This window comes from Luteipulveratus halotolerans, from assembly GCF_001247745.1.
Taxonomy (GTDB): Bacteria; Actinomycetota; Actinomycetes; order Actinomycetales; family Dermatophilaceae; genus Luteipulveratus; species Luteipulveratus halotolerans.
The window spans coordinates 29,805-46,960 of sequence record NZ_LAIR01000003.1 but is presented as its reverse complement, the minus strand read 5'-3'; the positions used below and the strand labels follow the sequence as shown (position 1 = coordinate 46,960).

The window sequence follows — 17,156 nt, the reverse complement described above, 5'->3', positions numbered from 1 at the left end:
GGCCAGACAGCCGCTGTGGATCGTCGGTCGCGACGCCGGGCGATGTGGAAAACGCCGCGTGCGGGGGCGCTACGTCGCAGCGTGGCTCGCGTGGGCCTACCGTCGTTCCGCGGCCTGGCGCGTGCCGCGCACCGGGCCGCCGGTCAGCTGGCGGGAGGGTGTTAGGCCGGTGCGTACGGTGCGTGGTGAGGCCAAGCGAGTCAAAGGGGTGACGATGTCGGGCGAGGATGTAGTGCCGTTCCCGGTGTACTGGGATCGGCAAACCTGGGAGTTGTCACGTTCGGCCTACCTGGCTGACTTCGACGACCTGCCCTCGAGCCCCAGCTCGTGGGTTAGCTGGCTGCAGGAAGCGCTCGAATGCCATGTTCGGCGCAGTGCTCAAGTCAGGATGACCCTTGAAGTGGCGCCCCCCGAGCGGCGGGCCAAGGGCAGCCGGCAAGAGCTTGAGCGCGCAGGAAAGCCCCAGGAGGGTTTCAGCAAGACGCACTTGTTGCCGCGGGAGCTCATCGTCGACATCGAGCGGGCGATCAGCGACGACCGCCGTGAGGCGGGCAGGATGGTGAGCCGCTCGGCCTTCGCCCGAGAGTCCGTCGTCGCTGCGGTTGAGCAGACCCGGGCCCGGCGAGGCAGCCGCGGCCTCCCACCCGCCCCCGCCAGGCTGCCGAACAGGCCGCCCAGGCGGCCGTCGGATGCGGGAACCGCAGTTTGAAGCACAGTGTGAGCCATTCTCGCCGTGGCGGGGCGCTCGATCGCGGAGTCGGCGGTGTGCGATGTTGCGTCCGCCGACGCCACCTGCCGGCATCCATGTCCGAGCCGACGCGGTCGCTGTCGTCGGCGGTCCCGTCCACGCGAGGGCGGGCGCGTCACGGATCCAGCGCGGTCCTTTCCGGTTCCGGAAACGCGACGTGCTCGGCGCCGAGCTGTTCACCGCCTCGCAGACTGCATTGACGGGTTTGACGTCGGCGCCGGTCATGGAGACAGACGCCGGCGCCGATCATGACCGTGGCCGCGCCGAAGACGCTAAACAGACACATCTCCTGCGCATGCGTGAGCACCTCGTGGTCCCGCAACGCCACTCCCGTATCCCAGAAGGCGTGCGCCGCGATCTGAGGCCACACCCGCCCTGTCCACCGGTACAGCAGCACCGCGGCCACAGCCCACGGCAGGTGTGAGCCGGCCCAGACGCCTTGGTAGAGGTGGTATGCCAGACGCATCAGGACCAGGGCGCCGAGCACCAGCACGAGGCTCCTGGGTCGCTGCAGGAATCGCGGCGCGGTACGACGGATCACGATCACTGGCAGGGCCAGGACGATGAGCTCCTCGCCCAAGGCTCCGGAGACCATCGGACGAATCAGGTCGTACCACAGGGCGTGGGTGGCGGGGTCCTGCGGCGGCTCGGGCGGGTTGATCCAGGCGAACAGCCAGAACCCGACGAGGTTGGCGACGGTCACGAGGCCGGCCGCCAAGGCTCCCGCGCCCGGGCGTCGAGGACGCCGGCCGACAGCCCACTCCCGCAAGGCCGAGCGACCGAGCGCTCCAGCAGCGCAGCCGGCGAGCAGCAGGCCCAGCCCGATGAGAACACACTCGGACAGCAGCAGAGGGCCGTCGGCCATCGTGCTCGCGCTGGTGCCGGCGCCGTATCCGTCCCGCAGGATCACGACCGAGGCAAGGACTCCCAACCCATAGCTCACGGCGTAGGCGGTTGGCGTCAGCAGGAGAGCAAGGCACACCCTGGTTGGCGATGGCGGCTGCATCGAGGCCTCCCTGATCGATGTCGATGTGAACCTACGGGGAGCCCACGACAGGCGTGCGGCCGTGAGGGTGACCGCTGGAGCGGCAACGACCGTCTTCGGGGGGACAGAGCCAGGCGGGCCCGGGTGTTGTCCACAGGGCGTTGATTCGACCGGACGTTCGGAGCGGCGCTGTCGCATACTCGCAGTATCTATTCTTTCTAGTTCACGAGGAGTGTTGGAGATGGCCACTACCTTGACGACGCGTACAGCGCCGGTGGACCGGCCGAAGGTCACCTCATGGATCTTGACGCCGCCGGCGGGGCCCGTGGTCCCGGTGGATCTGGTGCGGCACAGCGAGTCCATGCTCGAGTTGCGTCTCGACGCAGCGAGCAGCGCGATGTCTGTCGCGCGAGCTCGCCACGACACGAGGTCCGAGACATGGGTGGTGGACATCCTGCTCACCAGGCATCGGTTCGAGGTGGCGACGAGCGACCATGCCGTGGAGATGATGCTCGCTGAACTGCACTCGCTGGTCAGCGGCGTTCTCAAGCCGACGTCCTCTGCCGAGCTGTGGTCGGCCGGATGCCTGACCTGCGGTGTGTCCATCATCGACAGCGCCGGTCTCGGCGAGGCCGAATGGCTGGCGCGGAGTCACAATGCGGCGCATCACGCGGGCGAGCACGCGGCCGCGACCTACCTGCGGATCCTGTGCAGCGACTGCGGAGAGCGTGATGCGACCACGGTCAGCGCCTGCGACGGCTGCGCACCGGTGGCCGCGTGCTCGGCCTGCGTGGCCAACCGCGGCTGAGGGCGGTGGCGGCAGCATGAGTGGCAAGCGGCTCAGCCCCGATGCGCGTGAGCTCTTGCTCGTCCTGATCCGCGATGGCGTGCCCAGCCAGGAGATCGCTGACGCTGTGGGGGTCAGCACCTCGATGGTCTCGTACTACGCGGTCCGGCACGGGATCGAACGAGGGCGTGGGCGCACGTCGACCAGTGCGCCTTCGTGCCCGCCGGCGGCCGACGGCAGCCCAGACCTGGATGAGCGCAGGCATGCCATGCCCGCTCTTCGACCGTCCTGGCAGAAGCACGCGCTCTGCGCGAAGACCGACCCCGAGACCTTCTACCCGGAGCGAGGTCAGTCGAGTGCTCCGGCCGAGCGCATCTGCCGGAAATGCCGGGTAGCCGCCGAGTGCCTCGACTACGCCCTCGCCCACGGCGAACGCTTCGGTGTCTGGGGCGGCACTTCTGAACGGCGGCGACGTCGTCTCGCTCGTATACAGCAAGAGTTCTGACAGGAGATACATGCCATGCCTACCCGGAAGATCGCCACCGAGACCGCCTTGACCGTCGTGAAGCACCTCATCAACGGGCGCGACGACCAGTTCATCGCTACCGCGACTGGGCTGACCGAGACGCAGGTGCAGGACATCAAGATCGGTCACGGGTACCCGGACCGAGACAAGATGGAGCACGCCCTCGCCATGCTGGAGCGGAGAACCGGTGAGACGACGACCCGGACGGGGCCGTCGCCCTCAAGGCCACCAGTCAGCTCGAGGCTTGCGCGAGGCGGTCAGGTGACGAACTCGGCACCCCGCGCCGTGGACCCGAAGCCGATCACCTCGTCCGTGCGCCAGGCCAAGCCCTCGGCGAACGAACTCATCGTGGCGGCGAGCAGGTCCCCGAAGGCGCGCACTCGGTCGCTGGGAGCCAAGATCGCGGGTCTACTGGGCGACCTGTCAGACCGCCTGGCCCAGGAGGAACAGGAGGAGGCACGCCAGGCGGCCGAAGAGGCGGAGAACGCCAAGCGGCTCAAGCGGATCGCACAGCTGGAGGCCGAGCTGCGCTCCTTGCGAGGCAAGGTGCGCAGGACCAAGACGGCGCCGACCTTGGGTGCGCCGGCACCCAAGGTTCGGCAGTGGGCGAAGGAGTCGGGCATCGAGTGCCCGGCGTTCGGGAAGGTACCGGCCCGCGTGCGTGACGCCTACGACGCGGCTCACGCAGCTGCTTAGGACAGGTCAGCGAAATGCGACCGCTTCGCGTGATCCTATGCTCCTTCAGGTCGCGTCGGTCGCCCTGCTCCTGAGCGAGCTCGCCGCCGCACGTCTGTGGTGGCTACTCGGTGCCGCGACACTAGTGATCGGGGGGCTGGCCGTATTGGCAGCGCCGGCTGCTGAGAGCGCGGCCGCCGTACGGCCTCACTCTCGACGATAACGGAGCCCCTCGCACCGGGCATGACGCAGACCGTTACGCCCGGCTGCGTGCCACGATGACGAATGAGCAGCGGAGGACCTGGGATGCGAGGGTGAAGGACACCGTAGCTCGCCGCCGGCCGGACCCTCGCGAGGAAGGGCGACCCTTCCACGCACCGCGCGGCTGATCGCTCAGCGGCGCACCTCGACCAGAGGCGTGGCCGCGGCGCTGTGGGTGCCAAGCACACCCTCGTCGTTCAGGGTGTCTGGAAGTGGCTGGTATGTAAGGAGACTGACGCATGCGCAGGCCAGGATGACGACACCGATCAGGTCGGCTGTGACCCAGCCCTGGCGGTGGCCAGCGCTGCAAGGCCGGCCACCGGCGGGCGCGGAACGTCGGCAACGACCATCCACCCGGGATGGCGCGTTGCACCGGTTACGCCCCGGCCGGCCGAAGACCAGCACGTCGAGCAGGAGAAGGGTCCCAAACCCCGCCACGCCAGCGGCTGTGAGCCGGTTGAGGTCGCCGGACACCCAGGCGAGAACGGTGGTCATCGCACGGGTCCCGGGTGATCAGGAGGCCTGGACTCGCCTGGCGGGCGCCGATCTTCGTGTCGGCATCCAGGCAGCGTGGACTCGGACAGATCGAGGTGCCCGCGCGGGTCGTTCGAGCGGGTCGAGTGGCCGATAGCTGCGACCGCGGTCAACCTGTCGGTGAAGAAGGCGTCCTGCCCGGACATCGCAACCATGCGGCCCTCACAGCGGATCGACCATGCGGCCTCCGAGGAGGTGAAGTGGTACAGCGTCAGCTGGTCCGTTGTCATCGCCGGTATCTGCATTCATGATCCTCGATCCCCCGGAGCGGCGTGCGCGCCCTTGACCACCGGAAGGAAGCCGCCCTGGGCGCACGGTCACATCCGGCACAGCGGTCTGCCGTAGGCTCCGCCGACATGCCCCTGAGCGAGCACGTCGGCGTTGCACGGTGCAAGGTTCCGATTCGGGGGCCCTTGGACGCGGACGCGGCGCGGCTGCTCGCAACGATCTTGCGTGGCCTGGGCAATCCGGGTCGGCTGCGGATTCTGGCGATGCTGCACATGGCTCCGGCCACGGCGGCGCAGCTGCAGCTCGCGCTGAGACTTGAGCCGGGCACGATCGGCAACCACCTACGGGCGTTGCGTGGGCTGGGCCTGATCACTCGTGCGAGTGATGGAACGTTCGCAGTGTGCGAGGAGCAGCTAGACCACGTGGGCTGGTTGGTTGCGTGCCGACCATCGTCTTCGGTCAGCTCCCGGCCCTGATTCCGGGGAATCGGTCCGGTTAGCGCCGGGGACCAGCCGGCCCGCTGGAGGTGGACCCCGGTGGGCGGCGTCGCTCCTGACGACTGGGGCGGGAGGTTCGATCTTGTGGTTCGGTCAGGTGACTGCTGGATGGTGACGAGCCTCCCGGCGGGCGGAGCGCGTCGTGGGTGGCGTGCTCGCGTAGGTACTCGCGCATCTGCGGCAGGCTGAAGTCGACCTGCCCTCGGCCGGCCTCGTGGATGATCTCCGCCTGGATCAGGCGTAGCCGGTACTGGCTGGCGTAGTTGCTGTTCACGCCCATCCGCTGTGCGATGACCGCGATGCTGCTCGGCCCATCGTCTAGGGCCATCTGTGCGAGAAAGGACTTGTCGGTGGGCGAGAGCTCCATGAGCGCTGGTTGATGGACAAGCTGACCGATGCGCCGATTCGCTCGGTCCACTCCGAGGTCGGCGTGCCGTGCGGTGATGGTTTCCTGGCCACGAGCAGCTCGCCAGACTTCGCGTCCGACCAGCTGGATCATGAAGGGGTAGCCCTGGGTGCCGGTGACCATCCGGTCGAGTGCCTCGGGTTCGATCGACTTGTCGAAGTGGGCGATGGGCTCGGCCAGGGCACGCGTCACGTCGGCATCACCGACTGGTCCGAGGTGCGCGCGCTCGGCCCGGCGGAGGAAGGTCACGCCCGGCACGTCGGCGAGCAGCTGCTGGACGGACGGCTCGAGGCCGGCCGCGGTGAACATGACTGGGAGACCCTCGCGGAAGCCGACGTGTTGTACGTCTTGACACAGCTCTTGCAGATCGCCTGCAGCGTTGCTACTGATCTCGTCCAGGCTGATGAGGACGCCGGCCTCTCGCTGGGCGGCCGCGGCAGCGAGGGCGGTCAGGGCGTGACGCAGGGAGGGCTCGACCGGGAAGCGGTCCTCGCCTGTGCGGCTGATGCCGCCACCGAAACCGGCGGCTGTGCCCTGAAAACCCGTGACATGAGAGGTACGTGCTTGTTCGGGATGGTGATCGCGCATCTCCTGGGGGATCAGTGTGCGAGCGAGCTGATGGGCCACCCCGGGGCGTGCGGTGACGGACAGGACATGCCAGCCCTGTCGCCGGGCTATGTCCTCGAGCGCGTTCAGGAGTACGGTCTTGCCGGAACCACGCTGCCCGGTGTACAAGGTGGCGCGTCCCGGAGCGCCGACGCCCTCTTCCAGGGCCTCGATGAACACGGTGAGCTGCTCATCGCGGCCAACCAGCAGCGGCGGGCTGGTTCCGAAGCTGGGACTGAAAGGGTTGGGGGCCTCGACCATCACGCACCCACTGTAGCTTTAGACATCTTTAGTGATGTGGATCACATCAACCTGTCGGGTTATCTGCAGCGAGTCTCGATATCGCTCACTTCTCCGCTGGTACGACCGTCGATCACATGTGACCTACGGACGTGCACACGCGCACGGGAGTATGCCCGACCGGCTGCTGCGTAGGAGTTGTGGGGGTGCCCGCGACGAAGGCGACGCGACGCCTACGGTTGAAAGTGGTAACAGTCAACGGGTAGGCGCCGCGTCAGTCGGGAGTCTGCCCTACTTCGCGATGCCGTGTCGCGGAGAAGGAGCACTAGATGTGCGCACCACCATCGAGACCATCACGCCGGAGCGGGCAACTGAGCTGCTGGCGAACAACCCCCACAACCGCCCGCTAGTGGCTTCCCGCGTTGCTGCGCTGGTCCACGCGCTTGAGTCGGGTCAGTGGCGCTTGACGCATCAGGGCATTGCCCTGGCGGCCGACGGCGCCTTGCTGGATGGGCAGCATCGCTTGACCGCGATCGTTCGTACGGGGGTGACTGTTGAGCTGCAGGTGTCGCGGATGAAGGACGACGTCTTCGACGTGATCGATACCGGGCGCGCCCGAGGGGCTCGTCGTCCGGCAAGCGCTGCGGGCGTTCCTGGACCGCAACGGTCGGCTGCCCTCACCGGGAAACCAGCGGAACCTGACATCGATCGCCGAGCACGCCCACCTGCTGGTGTCGGTGCGCTGCTCAGCCCGACCCTGGTGGGAGCACGACCGGTGGGACCTGCGGGTCGATGACCGCATCCCACGTCGGCCCCACGAACCCCAGGGCCATCTTCCGATCAACCTGTCCCTGATCCAGACCGGTTGGCTACGCGAAGGCATCCGGCACTGGCTGCGGTTCGCCCTCACCGATCAGACCTACCGGTGGACCACCGCAGCGACCCGCTGCCGCAACCTGGCCACCTACTACGACCCATGGGTGCTCGCCCACGGGTTCGACCATCCAGGCATCGACACCGACCCGGCAGGGACCCGCGCGGCGTTCAACGACTACCTCGGCTGGTTGCAGGCGCCACGGCAGAACTCACGAAAACCATTGGCAGAAAACCAGATCGCCACGATCCGCAGCCACGTCCAGGCCCTGTACACCTGGGCGCACGACAACGCGGACCTGCTGGCGGCCAGCAGCGGCGAACCAGGCTGGGGCCAGCTGAGCGAACGACATCTGCTGCTGTGGCCGCCGGCGCGCCGCCGACGAGCTGCACCACCGACCACCACCCGATCGGATCCGATCGCCCCGAGCGACCTGGGCAAGATGATCAGTCACCTCGAGGTGCTGATGACCCCCACCACCGAGCAGGCCAGCATCACCACCCCGGGCGCCGGCCCGTGCCGCTACCCCGGCCTGGGCGACGCACAGGCAGCCCGGGCCTGGCTGCTGCAAGCGATGACCGGCCGCCGGGTGTCGGAGATCCTCATGCTCGACTTCGACTGCCTCACCCCGCTCCTGCCGTACGAGGACGCGGCCGAGGACGCCCTGGTCGCCCGGCTGCGCTACCAGCAGACCAAGGTCGATGGCGTCGACCCGACCATCCTGGTCGACCTTCCCGCCGTGCGGCTCATCCAGGAGCAGCAGGCATGGGCCAGCGCCCGGTGCGACCCGGGCGTGCAGCCCGCCCACCTGTTCCTCGCCCCACGACACAACCACCGCGGGCTCCGCCCGCGGCCCTACCCCTCACACCAGGCGGCGCTGCGACGCCTGGACGACCTAGTCGCACTCACCGATGCCGGCGGGAACCCGCTGCGGTACGGCCAGACCCACCGGCTGCGGCACACCCGAGCCACCGACCTGCTGAACGCCGGCGTGCCCATCCACGTCGTGCAGCGCTACCTTGGCCACCGCTCGCCGGAGATGACGATGCAGTACGCCCAGATGTAGGGCCCAGCGCGACCTGTCAGCAGTGCAGGCCGCTGACCTGCGGCGGGACAAGATGCTGAGACGCCCGCTGTCTCACTAACTTGTCCGAATCCTCAGATCCTGCCTGTCTCAGTCGGCCCAGTGCGCCGGCCGGGCTGCGGTGGTGGGCCGAGGCCCGGCCACGTCCACGACCAGATCGTCAACGATCGCGGCGACCGCGCTACACCACTATCAGGGACTCAACTGACCCTCGACCCGCGGTGCTGGCTGAGACCGGCAATCGGTGCCGAAGGTGATCGACACAGTCAGCCTGTTCGAGCAGGTCGCGCAAGATCGATGTCGACCTCTCGTCGGTCGCACTCGGCGCCGTCAATCGGTCGGCGTCGATGCCAGTCCCTGCCTTGTCCTACGGCTCCAAGGAGTCTGCCTCGTCAAAAATCTGCCGCGCTGCCTCGACGCGCGGCAGCATCTCACGGCACCAACCGAGGACTGCGTCGATGGGCTCCCGCAGTGTCTTCCCGAGGGGCGTGATGGAGTATCGGACCGCGATCGGTCGTGTGCAGACAATCTCGCGCGAGATGACCCCGTTCCGCTCGAGCTTGCGCAGAGTGGCTGTCAGTGATTTCTGCGGGGCGCGTAGGCGCCGTCGCAGCTCGTTGAATCGGTAAGGCTGTTCGCACAGCAGCTCGAGTATCTGGACCGACCACTTGTCCAGCACTTGGTCGAGAACCTCCCGATGCGATGCCGAAATCTCGATGCGGGAGGAGGTTTCCGTCATGGCACCTAGTCTCCTTGAAGTGCGTTTCCTGCCTCAGGTATCAATCGTGCACCTAGTATCACCACGCGATTGGAAGAGCCATGTCCGTCCAGCTGATCAACCCTGTCAGCCTCCCCGAGGTGCCCATCTATCGTCAGGTCGCGGTCGCCAGCGGTTCACGCACGGTGTACGTAGCCGGGCAGATCGCTCGCGACGCCGAAGGCAATCCCGTGGGCGGCGGCGACCTTGCCATGCAAGTCGAGCGTGCGTACCTCAACCTCGGCATTGCGCTACAGACGGCGGGAGCGACCTTCGATGATCTCGTCAAGGTCATTGTGTACTTCGTCGACTGGTCGCCGGAGAAGATGAACGGCTTTCTAGAAGGACTTCAGCGTGCCGCTGAGGCACTCGGCATCGAGATCCCCCTCCCGCCGCTGACCGGGATCGGCGTCGCGGCCCTGGCTGAGCCCGATGTGCTCGTCGAGGTCGAGGGAATCGCGGTCATCGAGTGAACCTCGCGCCTTCCCCTCATCGAATAGGCGGGAACGATGACGAACTGTATGGCTAGTTGAGGTGTCGAGCACTGGGCTTCGGCCCAGTCCACCGTCAGCAGCGCGTGCGCCATGGTCGACGCTGCCTCCCACCGCCTGCTGGCTGCGGCGTGCCCATGCTTTGCGGGTACCGCCAAGGCGAGGAGCCGGGCGGGGCCGCACGGGCCGCAGCGGCAGGATCGTGCTGGCTGGTCAGCCGATCGATGGTCGGCCACGCGGGATGAGCAAGCCGCATATGATGGCGCCGGCGCTGAGGATGGCGGTGGCGACATAGAACGCGACGGTGAACCCGTGGACGACGGCCGCGTCCGAGCTGGGGTGGGCGCTGGCGGCGGTGATGGCGCCGGCGATGCTGGACAGCAGTGCCGCACCGATCGACCCGCCGAGCTGTTGGGTGGCGTTCATGGTGGCGGAGGCGACGCCGATGTCAGTCGTCTGCAGGCCGTAGGTGGCGAGGTTGAACGCGGTGGGTACGGCGCAGCCCATGCCGATGCCCATCAGCAGCACGGGGCCGAAGATGTCCGCGGCGTAGGTGGCGTGGGTGTCGAGCTGGGCGAGCCAGGTCAGGGAGATGGCGCCGCAGGCCAGGCCGAGGGCGATGACCGCGGCGGGCCCGACGCGAGGCAGAAGCCGGTCGGCAAGGACGTGGGAGCTGGTCAGGTTGCCGGCGATGAGGGGCAGGAAGGCGAGTCCGGCGGTCGCAGGGGTGAAGCGGAGTTGCTGTTGCAGCACGAAGCTGAGGAACAGCACGAGCGGGAACATCCCGATGATCATGAGGAACGCGGCAAGGAACGCCCCGCCGCGGTGACGGTCCAGCACGACCCGCAGCGGGAGCAGCGGCGAGCCGACCCATCGCTGGAGGTGGACGAACACGCCGAGTAGGAGCACGCCTGCCACCAGAGGGACCAGAACCAGCAGGGAGGTCAGCGGGTGCTCCTCGGCGCTGGCGAGTCCGAACACGAGCAGGAAGAGGCTGGCCACGATGGTGAGCGTTCCGGGCAAGTCCAGGGCGGGGCGTTCCTCAGTTTCGAATCGCGGGAGGGTGAGGGCGCCACCGACGACGGCGATGGCGCACAGGGGCACGTTGATGAGCAGGCACCAGCGCCAGCTGGCGTACTGGGTCAGGACTCCACCGAGGACCATGCCGAGGGCGAGGCCGGTGACGGCGAGGCCGGCGAAGATGCCGAATGCTCGGGCTCGGTCTCTTCCACTGGGGAAGACGCTGGCGAGCATGGACAGTGCGGCCGGTGCGAGGAGGGCGGCGAACGCGCCCTGGAGGGTGCGGGCGGCGATGAGCGTGCCGAAGTCGGGGGCCAGTCCGCCGAGGCTGGACGCGACCGCGAAGCCGAGCGCACCGGTGAGAAATGCGCGTCGGCGGCCGATGATGTCGGACAGTCGCCCGCCGAGTAGGAGCAGGCTGCCGAACGCGAGGGCGTAGGAGGTGACGACCCAGGCTCGCCCTGCGTCGGCGAAACCGAGGTCGTGCTGGGCGGAGGGCAGGGCGATGTTGACGATGGAGGTGTCGAGGGTAGCCATCATCTCGGCGACGCCGAGGACGCCCATGACGGCCCAGGCGGGTGCCGCGGTGCCGGTGGCCGGAGTGGGATTCGACGTCGTGGTCGAGGCCGCGGTATTGGGTGGTGGAGTTCGGCTCATGACGGTGGTCCTTTCGTGCCGGCGCTACGCGGATCCAAGAGGACGATGGGGTCGCGTGGCGCGCGTCCGGGCAGCGTCAGATGCCGCTCTGATCTCGGTGGAGCGTGGTGGGACGCAGCGGTTGCCTGGGTGGCGCGGCCGGCCGGAGCCGTGCTCCCGACGGCCGTTCTCCTCGTCCAGCGGTGGAACGCCCGAAAGACGGAGCCTCACCTGGGGGCGGGTGGGTCAGAAGGCGATCTGGACGGCCTTGGACTGGGTGTAGGAGTCGATGACCTCGAGGCCGCCTTCGCGGCCGATGCCGGACTGCTTGTAGCCGCCGAATGGGAAGGCCATGTTGGCCTGCTCGCCCCAGGTGTTGACCCACACGGTGCCGGCCTGGATGGCGGCGGCCATGGTGTGGGCGGTGCCCAGGTCGGTGGTCCACACGGAGGCGGCGAGGCCGTACTCGGTGTCGTTGGCCTGGGCGATGGCGTCGGCGGTGTCGGTGAAGGTGGTGATGACGCCGACCGGGCCGAAGATCTCCTCACGGACCACCCGCATGTCCGGGGTGATGTCGTCGATAAGAGTGGGTGTGTAGAAGTACCCCTGGTCGCCGAATCGGGTGCCGCCGGTCACGATGTGCGCGCCCTGGTCGCGGGCGCTGTCGACGTAGGACGCGACCCGGTCGAAGTGGGTCTTGGTGGCGAGGGCTCCGGTGATGGTGTTGGGGGTGAACGGATCGGCCGGGGTGAAGATGGTGTTCATGGCCTCGGTGAGCAGGGCCACGAACTCGTCGCGGACCTGCTCCTGGACGAAGATCCGGGAGCCGGCGACGCAGGCCTGGCCAGCGTTGCCGAGGAACCCGGCGGCGGCGCCGCGGGCGGCGGCCTGCAGGTCGGCGTCGGCGAACACGACCGTCGGCGACTTCCCGCCGAGCTCGAGGGTGACCTTCTTCAGGGTCTCGGCGGCCACCTGCTGCACGTGCTTGCCGACGGCGGTGGATCCGGTGTACGCGATCTTGGCGACGTCGGGGTGCGCGACCAGCGCCTCACCCGCTTCGGAGCCGAGCCCGGTGACGACGTTGACGACGCCGGTGGGCAGGTCGGTGGCCTGCAGGAGTTCGGCGAGCCGCAGCGTGCTCAGAGACGCGGTCTCGGCCGGCTTGAGGACCACGGTGTTGCCGGTGGCCAGCGCGGGGGCGAGCTTGCTGGGCAGCTGCGCCATGGGGCCGTTCCAGCCCCAGATGATGCCGACGACGCCCAGCGCCTCTCGGCGGGTGTACCCGAGCCGGTCGGACGGGGTGGGCACGGTGGTGCCGAAGATCTTGGTCGGCCAACCGGCGTAGTAGCGGAAGATCTCGGCGGACTCGGCCAGCATCCGGCTGGTCAGCATGCGCGGGGCGCCCATGTTGACCGAGTCGATGGTGGCCAGCTCCTCGCCGTGCTCCTCGAGCACGTCGGCGATCTGGTTCAGGATCCGCCCGCGGGTGTCGGCGCTCATCTGCGCCCAGCTCGGGTCCACGAGGGCGGTGCGCGCTGCCCGGACGGCCGCGTAGACGTCCTGCGCGCTGCCGCGCGGAACCGTCGGCAGGGCCTGCTCGGTGGTCGGGTCGGTGTTGGGCAGGGTGTTGCCGCTGCTGGCCGGGACCTGCTCGCCGCCGATGTGCATCAGCTGCGCTTCGGCGGTCAGGAAGGCCGGCATCTCACGGCGGGCCTCGACCTCGATGGTGGGGCGGCCGGCGTTGGTGGTCGCGCCGGTGGTGGTCTGCGTGGTCATCATGACGTCCTTTCCGGGGACCGAGATCCCCAAGCGGATAGGTTGTCCGTTAACGGTAACGGATACCCTATCCGTTTCGCAAGGCAGGCCCCCGCAGCCCTATGTCGTGGTCACCGACTGGCGGTCGACCTCGTGGTCAGTAGGCCGTCGAAAAACACCTCGATTGCTCGCGACGTGGTGGGCCCGTCGGCGATCTGGCCGAGGGCGGCGATCGCGTCCAGGATCTGGCGGATCGTGATGTCTGTGCGGACCTCGCCGCTGTTCTGGGCGGCGAGCAGCAAGGGCTTGCCGGCGCGGCGGACCCGGGCGCGGCTGCCGGTGACGACGTGCTCACCGTCGGCCGGCCCACCGACGAGGAGAGAGGCCAGTGGGCCCTTACGCGCGCCGACGTCGTGGAAGGTCGCCAGCCACGAGAGGAGCCGCTCGCCGGGGGTGTCGCCGGCGGCGGTGGCCGCAGCCTGACACAGGTCGTCGATCTCGCCGCGGTACAGCTCGGTCAGCAGCTCGAGGCGTCCCGGGAAGTGTCGGTACAGGGTGGCCATGCCCATCCCGGCCCGGCGGGCGATCTCGGCCATCGAGGGTTCCTTGGGCTCACGGAACGCCTCTCGCGCGATCTTGAGGATTCGGGCGCGGTTTTGCACCGCGTCCGCACGCCTGGGGCCATCCTGAGCGGTACTCATCCCAGGACTGTAACGGATAGGTTATCCGTTACAGTCCTGGGATGAGTACCTAGTCCCACGGTCGCGGGCGCGTCGGCGGACTCCCAGGGTCGGCTGATGGTCGTCTCGTCATACTCGGCGCCGCAACCACGCGCGCCGTGACGTTCACCATCATCGAGGCGCCCTGATGAGGTGGCCACAGTCCGTGTTGCCGATGGTCGGGAGACACCGTGACTCTGACAGGTCGTTCTGGCCCCACGATGCCCGGCCTGTTCTGGCCCCCACTGGCGACGCGCCGGTGGGGGCCAGAACAGGTCCGAAGGATCGCTATGACGCGTCTACCCATCGAGCGACGCGGCCCCTGGTGATAAGCATGTCGGGCACCGTGAGGCCGGCGGAGTAGATGACTGCTTCTTGACCGACGTGTTGGCGGTGTGCGGTGTGCGCTATGTCGAACGTCGCGCAGCGTCCACCGGCGTAGAGGCGCTCGGTGATGCGTGGGTCGTCGTCGTAGGTCAGCATCCACGGAAATGCGGCCTCGGCGAGCAGCTGGGCGAGTTCGACGTGGTCGCCAGCGTCGAAGGCGTGCAAGTACAGGCCTTCGCCTTGGACTAGGTAGGGCGGGTCGGCGTAGACGAACACGTCGTCGGCCATGTGCTCCAGGCTGCGGAGAAAGTCGAGGCCGTCGAGCTCGGTGACGTAGATCCGGTGGCGCATGTCCGCGATCGTCTGAATCCGTTTGCACAGCGGTTCCCGGTTGAACCGGGCGTCAATCTTCCAACGCCCTCCCTGGTCGAAACCGCCGATCGGTCGTGCATCCAGGATCCCGGAGCGGTTCGTCCGGTTCAGGTAGAACGTGGCGAACCCGAGCTCCAGGTCATCGCGCCCAGCGGGGGGACCGTCCGGCAAACGGTGTAACCGGCCTGACACGCCAACGCTGGTTGGCGAGGAAGGTCTGTGATGACCGAGACACTGGCGACTGTGTCGCCTGAAGATGATGACAGCGCTGACCATGTCGATGATCACGAGCGGGTTCGGCCGGCGGAACAGCCCGCGGCGGTGATGTCCGAGCGAGCCGCGGTAGCGCAGCTGGTCCGTGCCGCCCGGGCGCGTGGTGAGGACCTGACCGGCCCGGACGGACTGCTGAAGCTGTTGACCAAGACCGTGCTGGAGACCGCGCTCGATGAGGAGATGAGCGAGCACCTGGGCTATGACAAGCACGCGGTCGAGGGCCGTGATGGTGGTAACTCCCGCAACGGCACCCGGGCCAAGACGGTGCTGACCGACAACGTCGGCCCGGTCACGATCGAGGTCCCACGGGACCGGGACGGCAGCTTCGAACCGGTCATCGTCAAGAAGCGACAACGCCGCCTGGGTGACGTCGACACCGTCGTGCTGTCGTTGTACGCCAAGGGCCTGACCACTGGTGAGATCAGCGCGCACTTCGCCGAGGTCTACGGCGCCTCGCTGTCCAAGGACCGCATCTCGGTGATCACCGACCGCGTCATCGACGAGATGAGCGAGTGGTGCGCCCGGCCGCTGCTGCCGGTCTACGCGGCGATCTTCATCGACGCGATCTACGTCAAGGTCCGTGACGGCCAGGTCGGCAACCGGCCCTTCTACGCCGCGATCGGGGTCGACCTGCAGGGTCGGCGCGACGTGCTCGGGCTATGGGCCGGCACCGCCGGGCACGGGGAGTCAGCGAAGTTCTGGATGAGCGTGCTGGCCGAGATCAAGAACCGTGGCGTGGCCGATGTGTTCTTCATCGTGTGCGACGGACTGAAGGGGCTGCCGGACTCAGCGAACGCGGTGTTCCCGCTGGCCACGGTCCAGACCTGCATCATCCACCTGATCCGCGGGTCCTTCCGGTACGCCTCCAAGAAGTACTGGGAGGCGATGGCCAAGGACCTGCGCCCGATCTACACCGCACCGTCGCAGGAGGCGGCGTGGGCGGCGTTCGAGCAGTTCGAGGAGACCTGGGCGGCGATGTATCCCGCGATCTCACGGCTGTGGCGTGATGCGTGGGAGCAGTTCGTGCCGTTCCTGGACTACGACGTGGAGATCCGCCGAGTTCTGTGCTCCACCAACGGGATCGAGTCCTTGAACGCCCGCTACCGGCGCGCGGTCACCGCCAAGGGCCACTTCCCAACCGAGCAGGCCGCGCTCAAGACGCTCTACCTGGTGACCCGGTCCCTGGACCCCAAGGGCACCGGTCAGGCACGCTGGACCATGCGCTGGAAGCCGGCCCTGAACGCGTTCGCCGTGACCTTCGCCGACCGCATGCCCGCGGCCGAGAACCTGTAACCAAAAGTACGCCGGTTACACCGATAACCGGACAGTCCCGTTCCGGGCCTACGACCCTAGATTGTGGGCGGCAGTGGGCGTGGTGACCGGCCCGGTGATCGGGGCGGCGGCCGCCGCGGCCACCAGTGGGCGCCAGTATCGTGCGGCGGCCGGGGCCGGGTTGTTGACGGGGGTCTTGTTCGGCGACGGCATCTACGGGCTCACCGAGGTCGCAGACACCACCGAGCCGACGTACTGGGTAGCGGTTCTGGTTCTCGGGGGCGTCGCAGTCGTGTTGGTGGCCGCACGGCTGCGCACACCCGCCGCGATCTTCGCCCTTGTCGCGATATCAGCGATGTCGACTCTGGCTGAGACGGCTGGCTACGCGTTCTTGAACGCCCTGGGTTAAGCCTGAGGCTCCTGTCGCGTGTGGTGCGAACCTGACCCACGCAACACAGAGGCGTCAGTCCTTTCGGCGGTCGTCGCGGTGATGGTCGGCCCGTAGGAGGCTGAGTTCTAGCGCTTCCAGTGAGGCGAGGACTCCGGGTTGGCCCTGCCCCCGCCCTCGGTCTTGATCGTCGAGACCCGCGACGGTCAGGGCCTCGAGTTCTGACCACACTTGTTCGACCGCGCGCCGTAGCGGCAGGCTCGCGGGCGTTGCCTCGATCAGGGCGGCTCGCCCGTCGGAGGGATCGGGGGTTCGACGTACGTATCCGGCTCGCTCCAGGCGTTTGATGGTCCTCGCCATGGTCGGGGCATCGGAGTCGAGGGATCGCACGAGGTCCACCTGCCGCTGCGGGCCCTCATCCCACAGGCGCATCATCAGCAGCTCCTGGCCCGGGTACAGGCCCGTTGATCGAAGCAGCTGACCAGCGAGCATCTTGTGCAGGCGCGCCACCCGGAAGATGGCGTGACTGATCGGCCCCCGACCGGCGACCTGACCCGCGACCTGACCCGCGACCTGACCCGTCGTCGTTTCTCCTGCGCCATCCGTGGTCATGCTGGGTCCCCTTCGTCACGCCGTCGGTGGTTTGCCGGGTCGCCGGGTTGTCGGGTTGTTGCCAGGCACCGGTCGAGCACGCC

18 protein-coding genes and 1 pseudogene are annotated in these 17,156 nt (G+C 68.1%); 10 read left to right on the top strand and 9 right to left on the bottom strand.

What is annotated here, in order from left to right; all coding sequences use genetic code 11:
* Positions 1-169: 169 nt before the first annotated feature.
* The gene (locus VV01_RS21480; protein ID WP_157509217.1) at positions 170-709 is read left to right on the top strand and encodes a hypothetical protein; all 540 of its coding nucleotides are present in this window, start codon (positions 170-172) and stop codon (positions 707-709) included.
* A 154-nt stretch (positions 710-863) separates the two neighbouring features.
* On the opposite strand, the gene VV01_RS23610 is transcribed toward VV01_RS21480, so the two are convergent.
* Positions 864-1,754, bottom strand: a complete 891-nt coding sequence (locus tag VV01_RS23610) for a CPBP family glutamic-type intramembrane protease (protein WP_157509216.1) — start codon at positions 1,752-1,754, stop codon at positions 864-866.
* Between the two features lie 220 nt (positions 1,755-1,974).
* Here VV01_RS23610 and VV01_RS21470 point away from each other — a divergent pair, with 220 nt between their 5' ends.
* The 3 genes from VV01_RS21470 to VV01_RS21460 are packed head-to-tail and all read left to right on the top strand — an operon-like array spanning position 1,975 to position 3,742.
* On the top strand, positions 1,975-2,541 hold the full coding sequence (locus VV01_RS21470; protein ID WP_157509214.1) for a hypothetical protein: 567 nt from the start codon (positions 1,975-1,977) through the stop codon (positions 2,539-2,541).
* A gap of 16 nt (positions 2,542-2,557) precedes the next feature.
* A complete protein-coding gene (locus VV01_RS24840; protein WP_331456480.1) occupies positions 2,558-3,025 on the top strand; it encodes a WhiB family transcriptional regulator in 468 nt (155 codons plus the stop codon).
* A 15-nt stretch (positions 3,026-3,040) separates the two neighbouring features.
* Positions 3,041-3,742 carry an Lsr2 family DNA-binding protein gene (locus tag VV01_RS21460; protein WP_050672117.1) on the top strand — a complete coding sequence of 234 codons (702 nt, stop codon included), beginning with the start codon at positions 3,041-3,043 and terminating at the stop codon, positions 3,740-3,742.
* A 372-nt stretch (positions 3,743-4,114) separates the two neighbouring features.
* On the opposite strand, the gene VV01_RS23605 is transcribed toward VV01_RS21460, so the two are convergent.
* The gene (locus VV01_RS23605; RefSeq protein WP_157509213.1) at positions 4,115-4,477 is read right to left on the bottom strand and encodes a hypothetical protein; all 363 of its coding nucleotides are present in this window, start codon (positions 4,475-4,477) and stop codon (positions 4,115-4,117) included.
* Between the two features lie 395 nt (positions 4,478-4,872).
* On the opposite strand from VV01_RS23605, the gene VV01_RS25005 reads away from it, so the two are divergent.
* The gene (locus tag VV01_RS25005; RefSeq protein ID WP_050672115.1) at positions 4,873-5,220 is read left to right on the top strand and encodes an ArsR family transcriptional regulator; all 348 of its coding nucleotides are present in this window, start codon (positions 4,873-4,875) and stop codon (positions 5,218-5,220) included.
* 19 nt (positions 5,221-5,239) lie between these two features.
* On the opposite strand, the gene VV01_RS21445 is transcribed toward VV01_RS25005, so the two are convergent.
* Complete coding sequence (locus tag VV01_RS21445; RefSeq protein ID WP_050672114.1) at positions 5,240-6,514, bottom strand: ATP-binding protein; 1,275 nt, start codon at positions 6,512-6,514, stop codon at positions 5,240-5,242.
* A 310-nt stretch (positions 6,515-6,824) separates the two neighbouring features.
* On the opposite strand from VV01_RS21445, the gene VV01_RS23600 reads away from it, so the two are divergent.
* Entirely contained in the window at positions 6,825-7,289 is a 465-nt protein-coding gene (locus VV01_RS23600; protein ID WP_157509211.1) for a hypothetical protein, read from the top strand.
* Complete coding sequence (locus VV01_RS21440; RefSeq protein WP_157509210.1) at positions 7,231-8,433, top strand: tyrosine-type recombinase/integrase; 1,203 nt, start codon at positions 7,231-7,233, stop codon at positions 8,431-8,433. The genes VV01_RS23600 and VV01_RS21440 overlap by 59 nt, the downstream gene beginning before the upstream one ends.
* Positions 8,434-8,818: 385 nt before the next feature.
* Here VV01_RS21440 and VV01_RS21435 read toward each other — a convergent pair whose 3' ends face one another.
* The gene (locus tag VV01_RS21435; RefSeq protein WP_050672112.1) at positions 8,819-9,190 is read right to left on the bottom strand and encodes a winged helix-turn-helix transcriptional regulator; all 372 of its coding nucleotides are present in this window, start codon (positions 9,188-9,190) and stop codon (positions 8,819-8,821) included.
* An 80-nt stretch (positions 9,191-9,270) separates the two neighbouring features.
* Between VV01_RS21435 and VV01_RS21430 the strand changes: the two genes are divergently transcribed.
* The gene (locus VV01_RS21430; RefSeq protein WP_050672111.1) at positions 9,271-9,681 is read left to right on the top strand and encodes a RidA family protein; all 411 of its coding nucleotides are present in this window, start codon (positions 9,271-9,273) and stop codon (positions 9,679-9,681) included.
* A 231-nt stretch (positions 9,682-9,912) separates the two neighbouring features.
* Here VV01_RS21430 and VV01_RS21425 read toward each other — a convergent pair whose 3' ends face one another.
* From VV01_RS21425 to VV01_RS21410, 4 genes are all read right to left on the bottom strand, one after another.
* A complete protein-coding gene (locus tag VV01_RS21425) occupies positions 9,913-11,376 on the bottom strand; it encodes an MFS transporter (RefSeq protein ID WP_071606621.1) in 1,464 nt (487 codons plus the stop codon).
* Positions 11,377-11,601: 225 nt separating this feature from the next.
* Entirely contained in the window at positions 11,602-13,131 is a 1,530-nt protein-coding gene (locus VV01_RS21420; protein ID WP_082221293.1) for an aldehyde dehydrogenase family protein, read from the bottom strand.
* 110 nt (positions 13,132-13,241) lie between these two features.
* Entirely contained in the window at positions 13,242-13,811 is a 570-nt protein-coding gene (locus VV01_RS21415) for a TetR/AcrR family transcriptional regulator (protein WP_082221279.1), read from the bottom strand.
* Between the two features lie 306 nt (positions 13,812-14,117).
* Positions 14,118-14,816, bottom strand: a complete 699-nt coding sequence (locus VV01_RS21410; protein WP_197275226.1) for a DNA adenine methylase — start codon at positions 14,814-14,816, stop codon at positions 14,118-14,120.
* Between the two features lie 36 nt (positions 14,817-14,852).
* Between VV01_RS21410 and VV01_RS21405 the strand changes: the two genes are divergently transcribed.
* The gene (locus VV01_RS21405) at positions 14,853-16,094 is read left to right on the top strand and encodes an IS256 family transposase (RefSeq protein ID WP_050672109.1); all 1,242 of its coding nucleotides are present in this window, start codon (positions 14,853-14,855) and stop codon (positions 16,092-16,094) included.
* A gap of 19 nt (positions 16,095-16,113) precedes the next feature.
* A pseudogene (locus VV01_RS21400) lies at positions 16,114-16,482 on the top strand (DUF6518 family protein); the annotation flags it as partial.
* A 54-nt stretch (positions 16,483-16,536) separates the two neighbouring features.
* Here the strand turns inward: VV01_RS21400 and VV01_RS21395 are convergent.
* Positions 16,537-17,073 carry a MarR family winged helix-turn-helix transcriptional regulator gene (locus tag VV01_RS21395; protein ID WP_050672107.1) on the bottom strand — a complete coding sequence of 179 codons (537 nt, stop codon included), beginning with the start codon at positions 17,071-17,073 and terminating at the stop codon, positions 16,537-16,539.
* Positions 17,074-17,156: the final 83 nt, after the last annotated feature.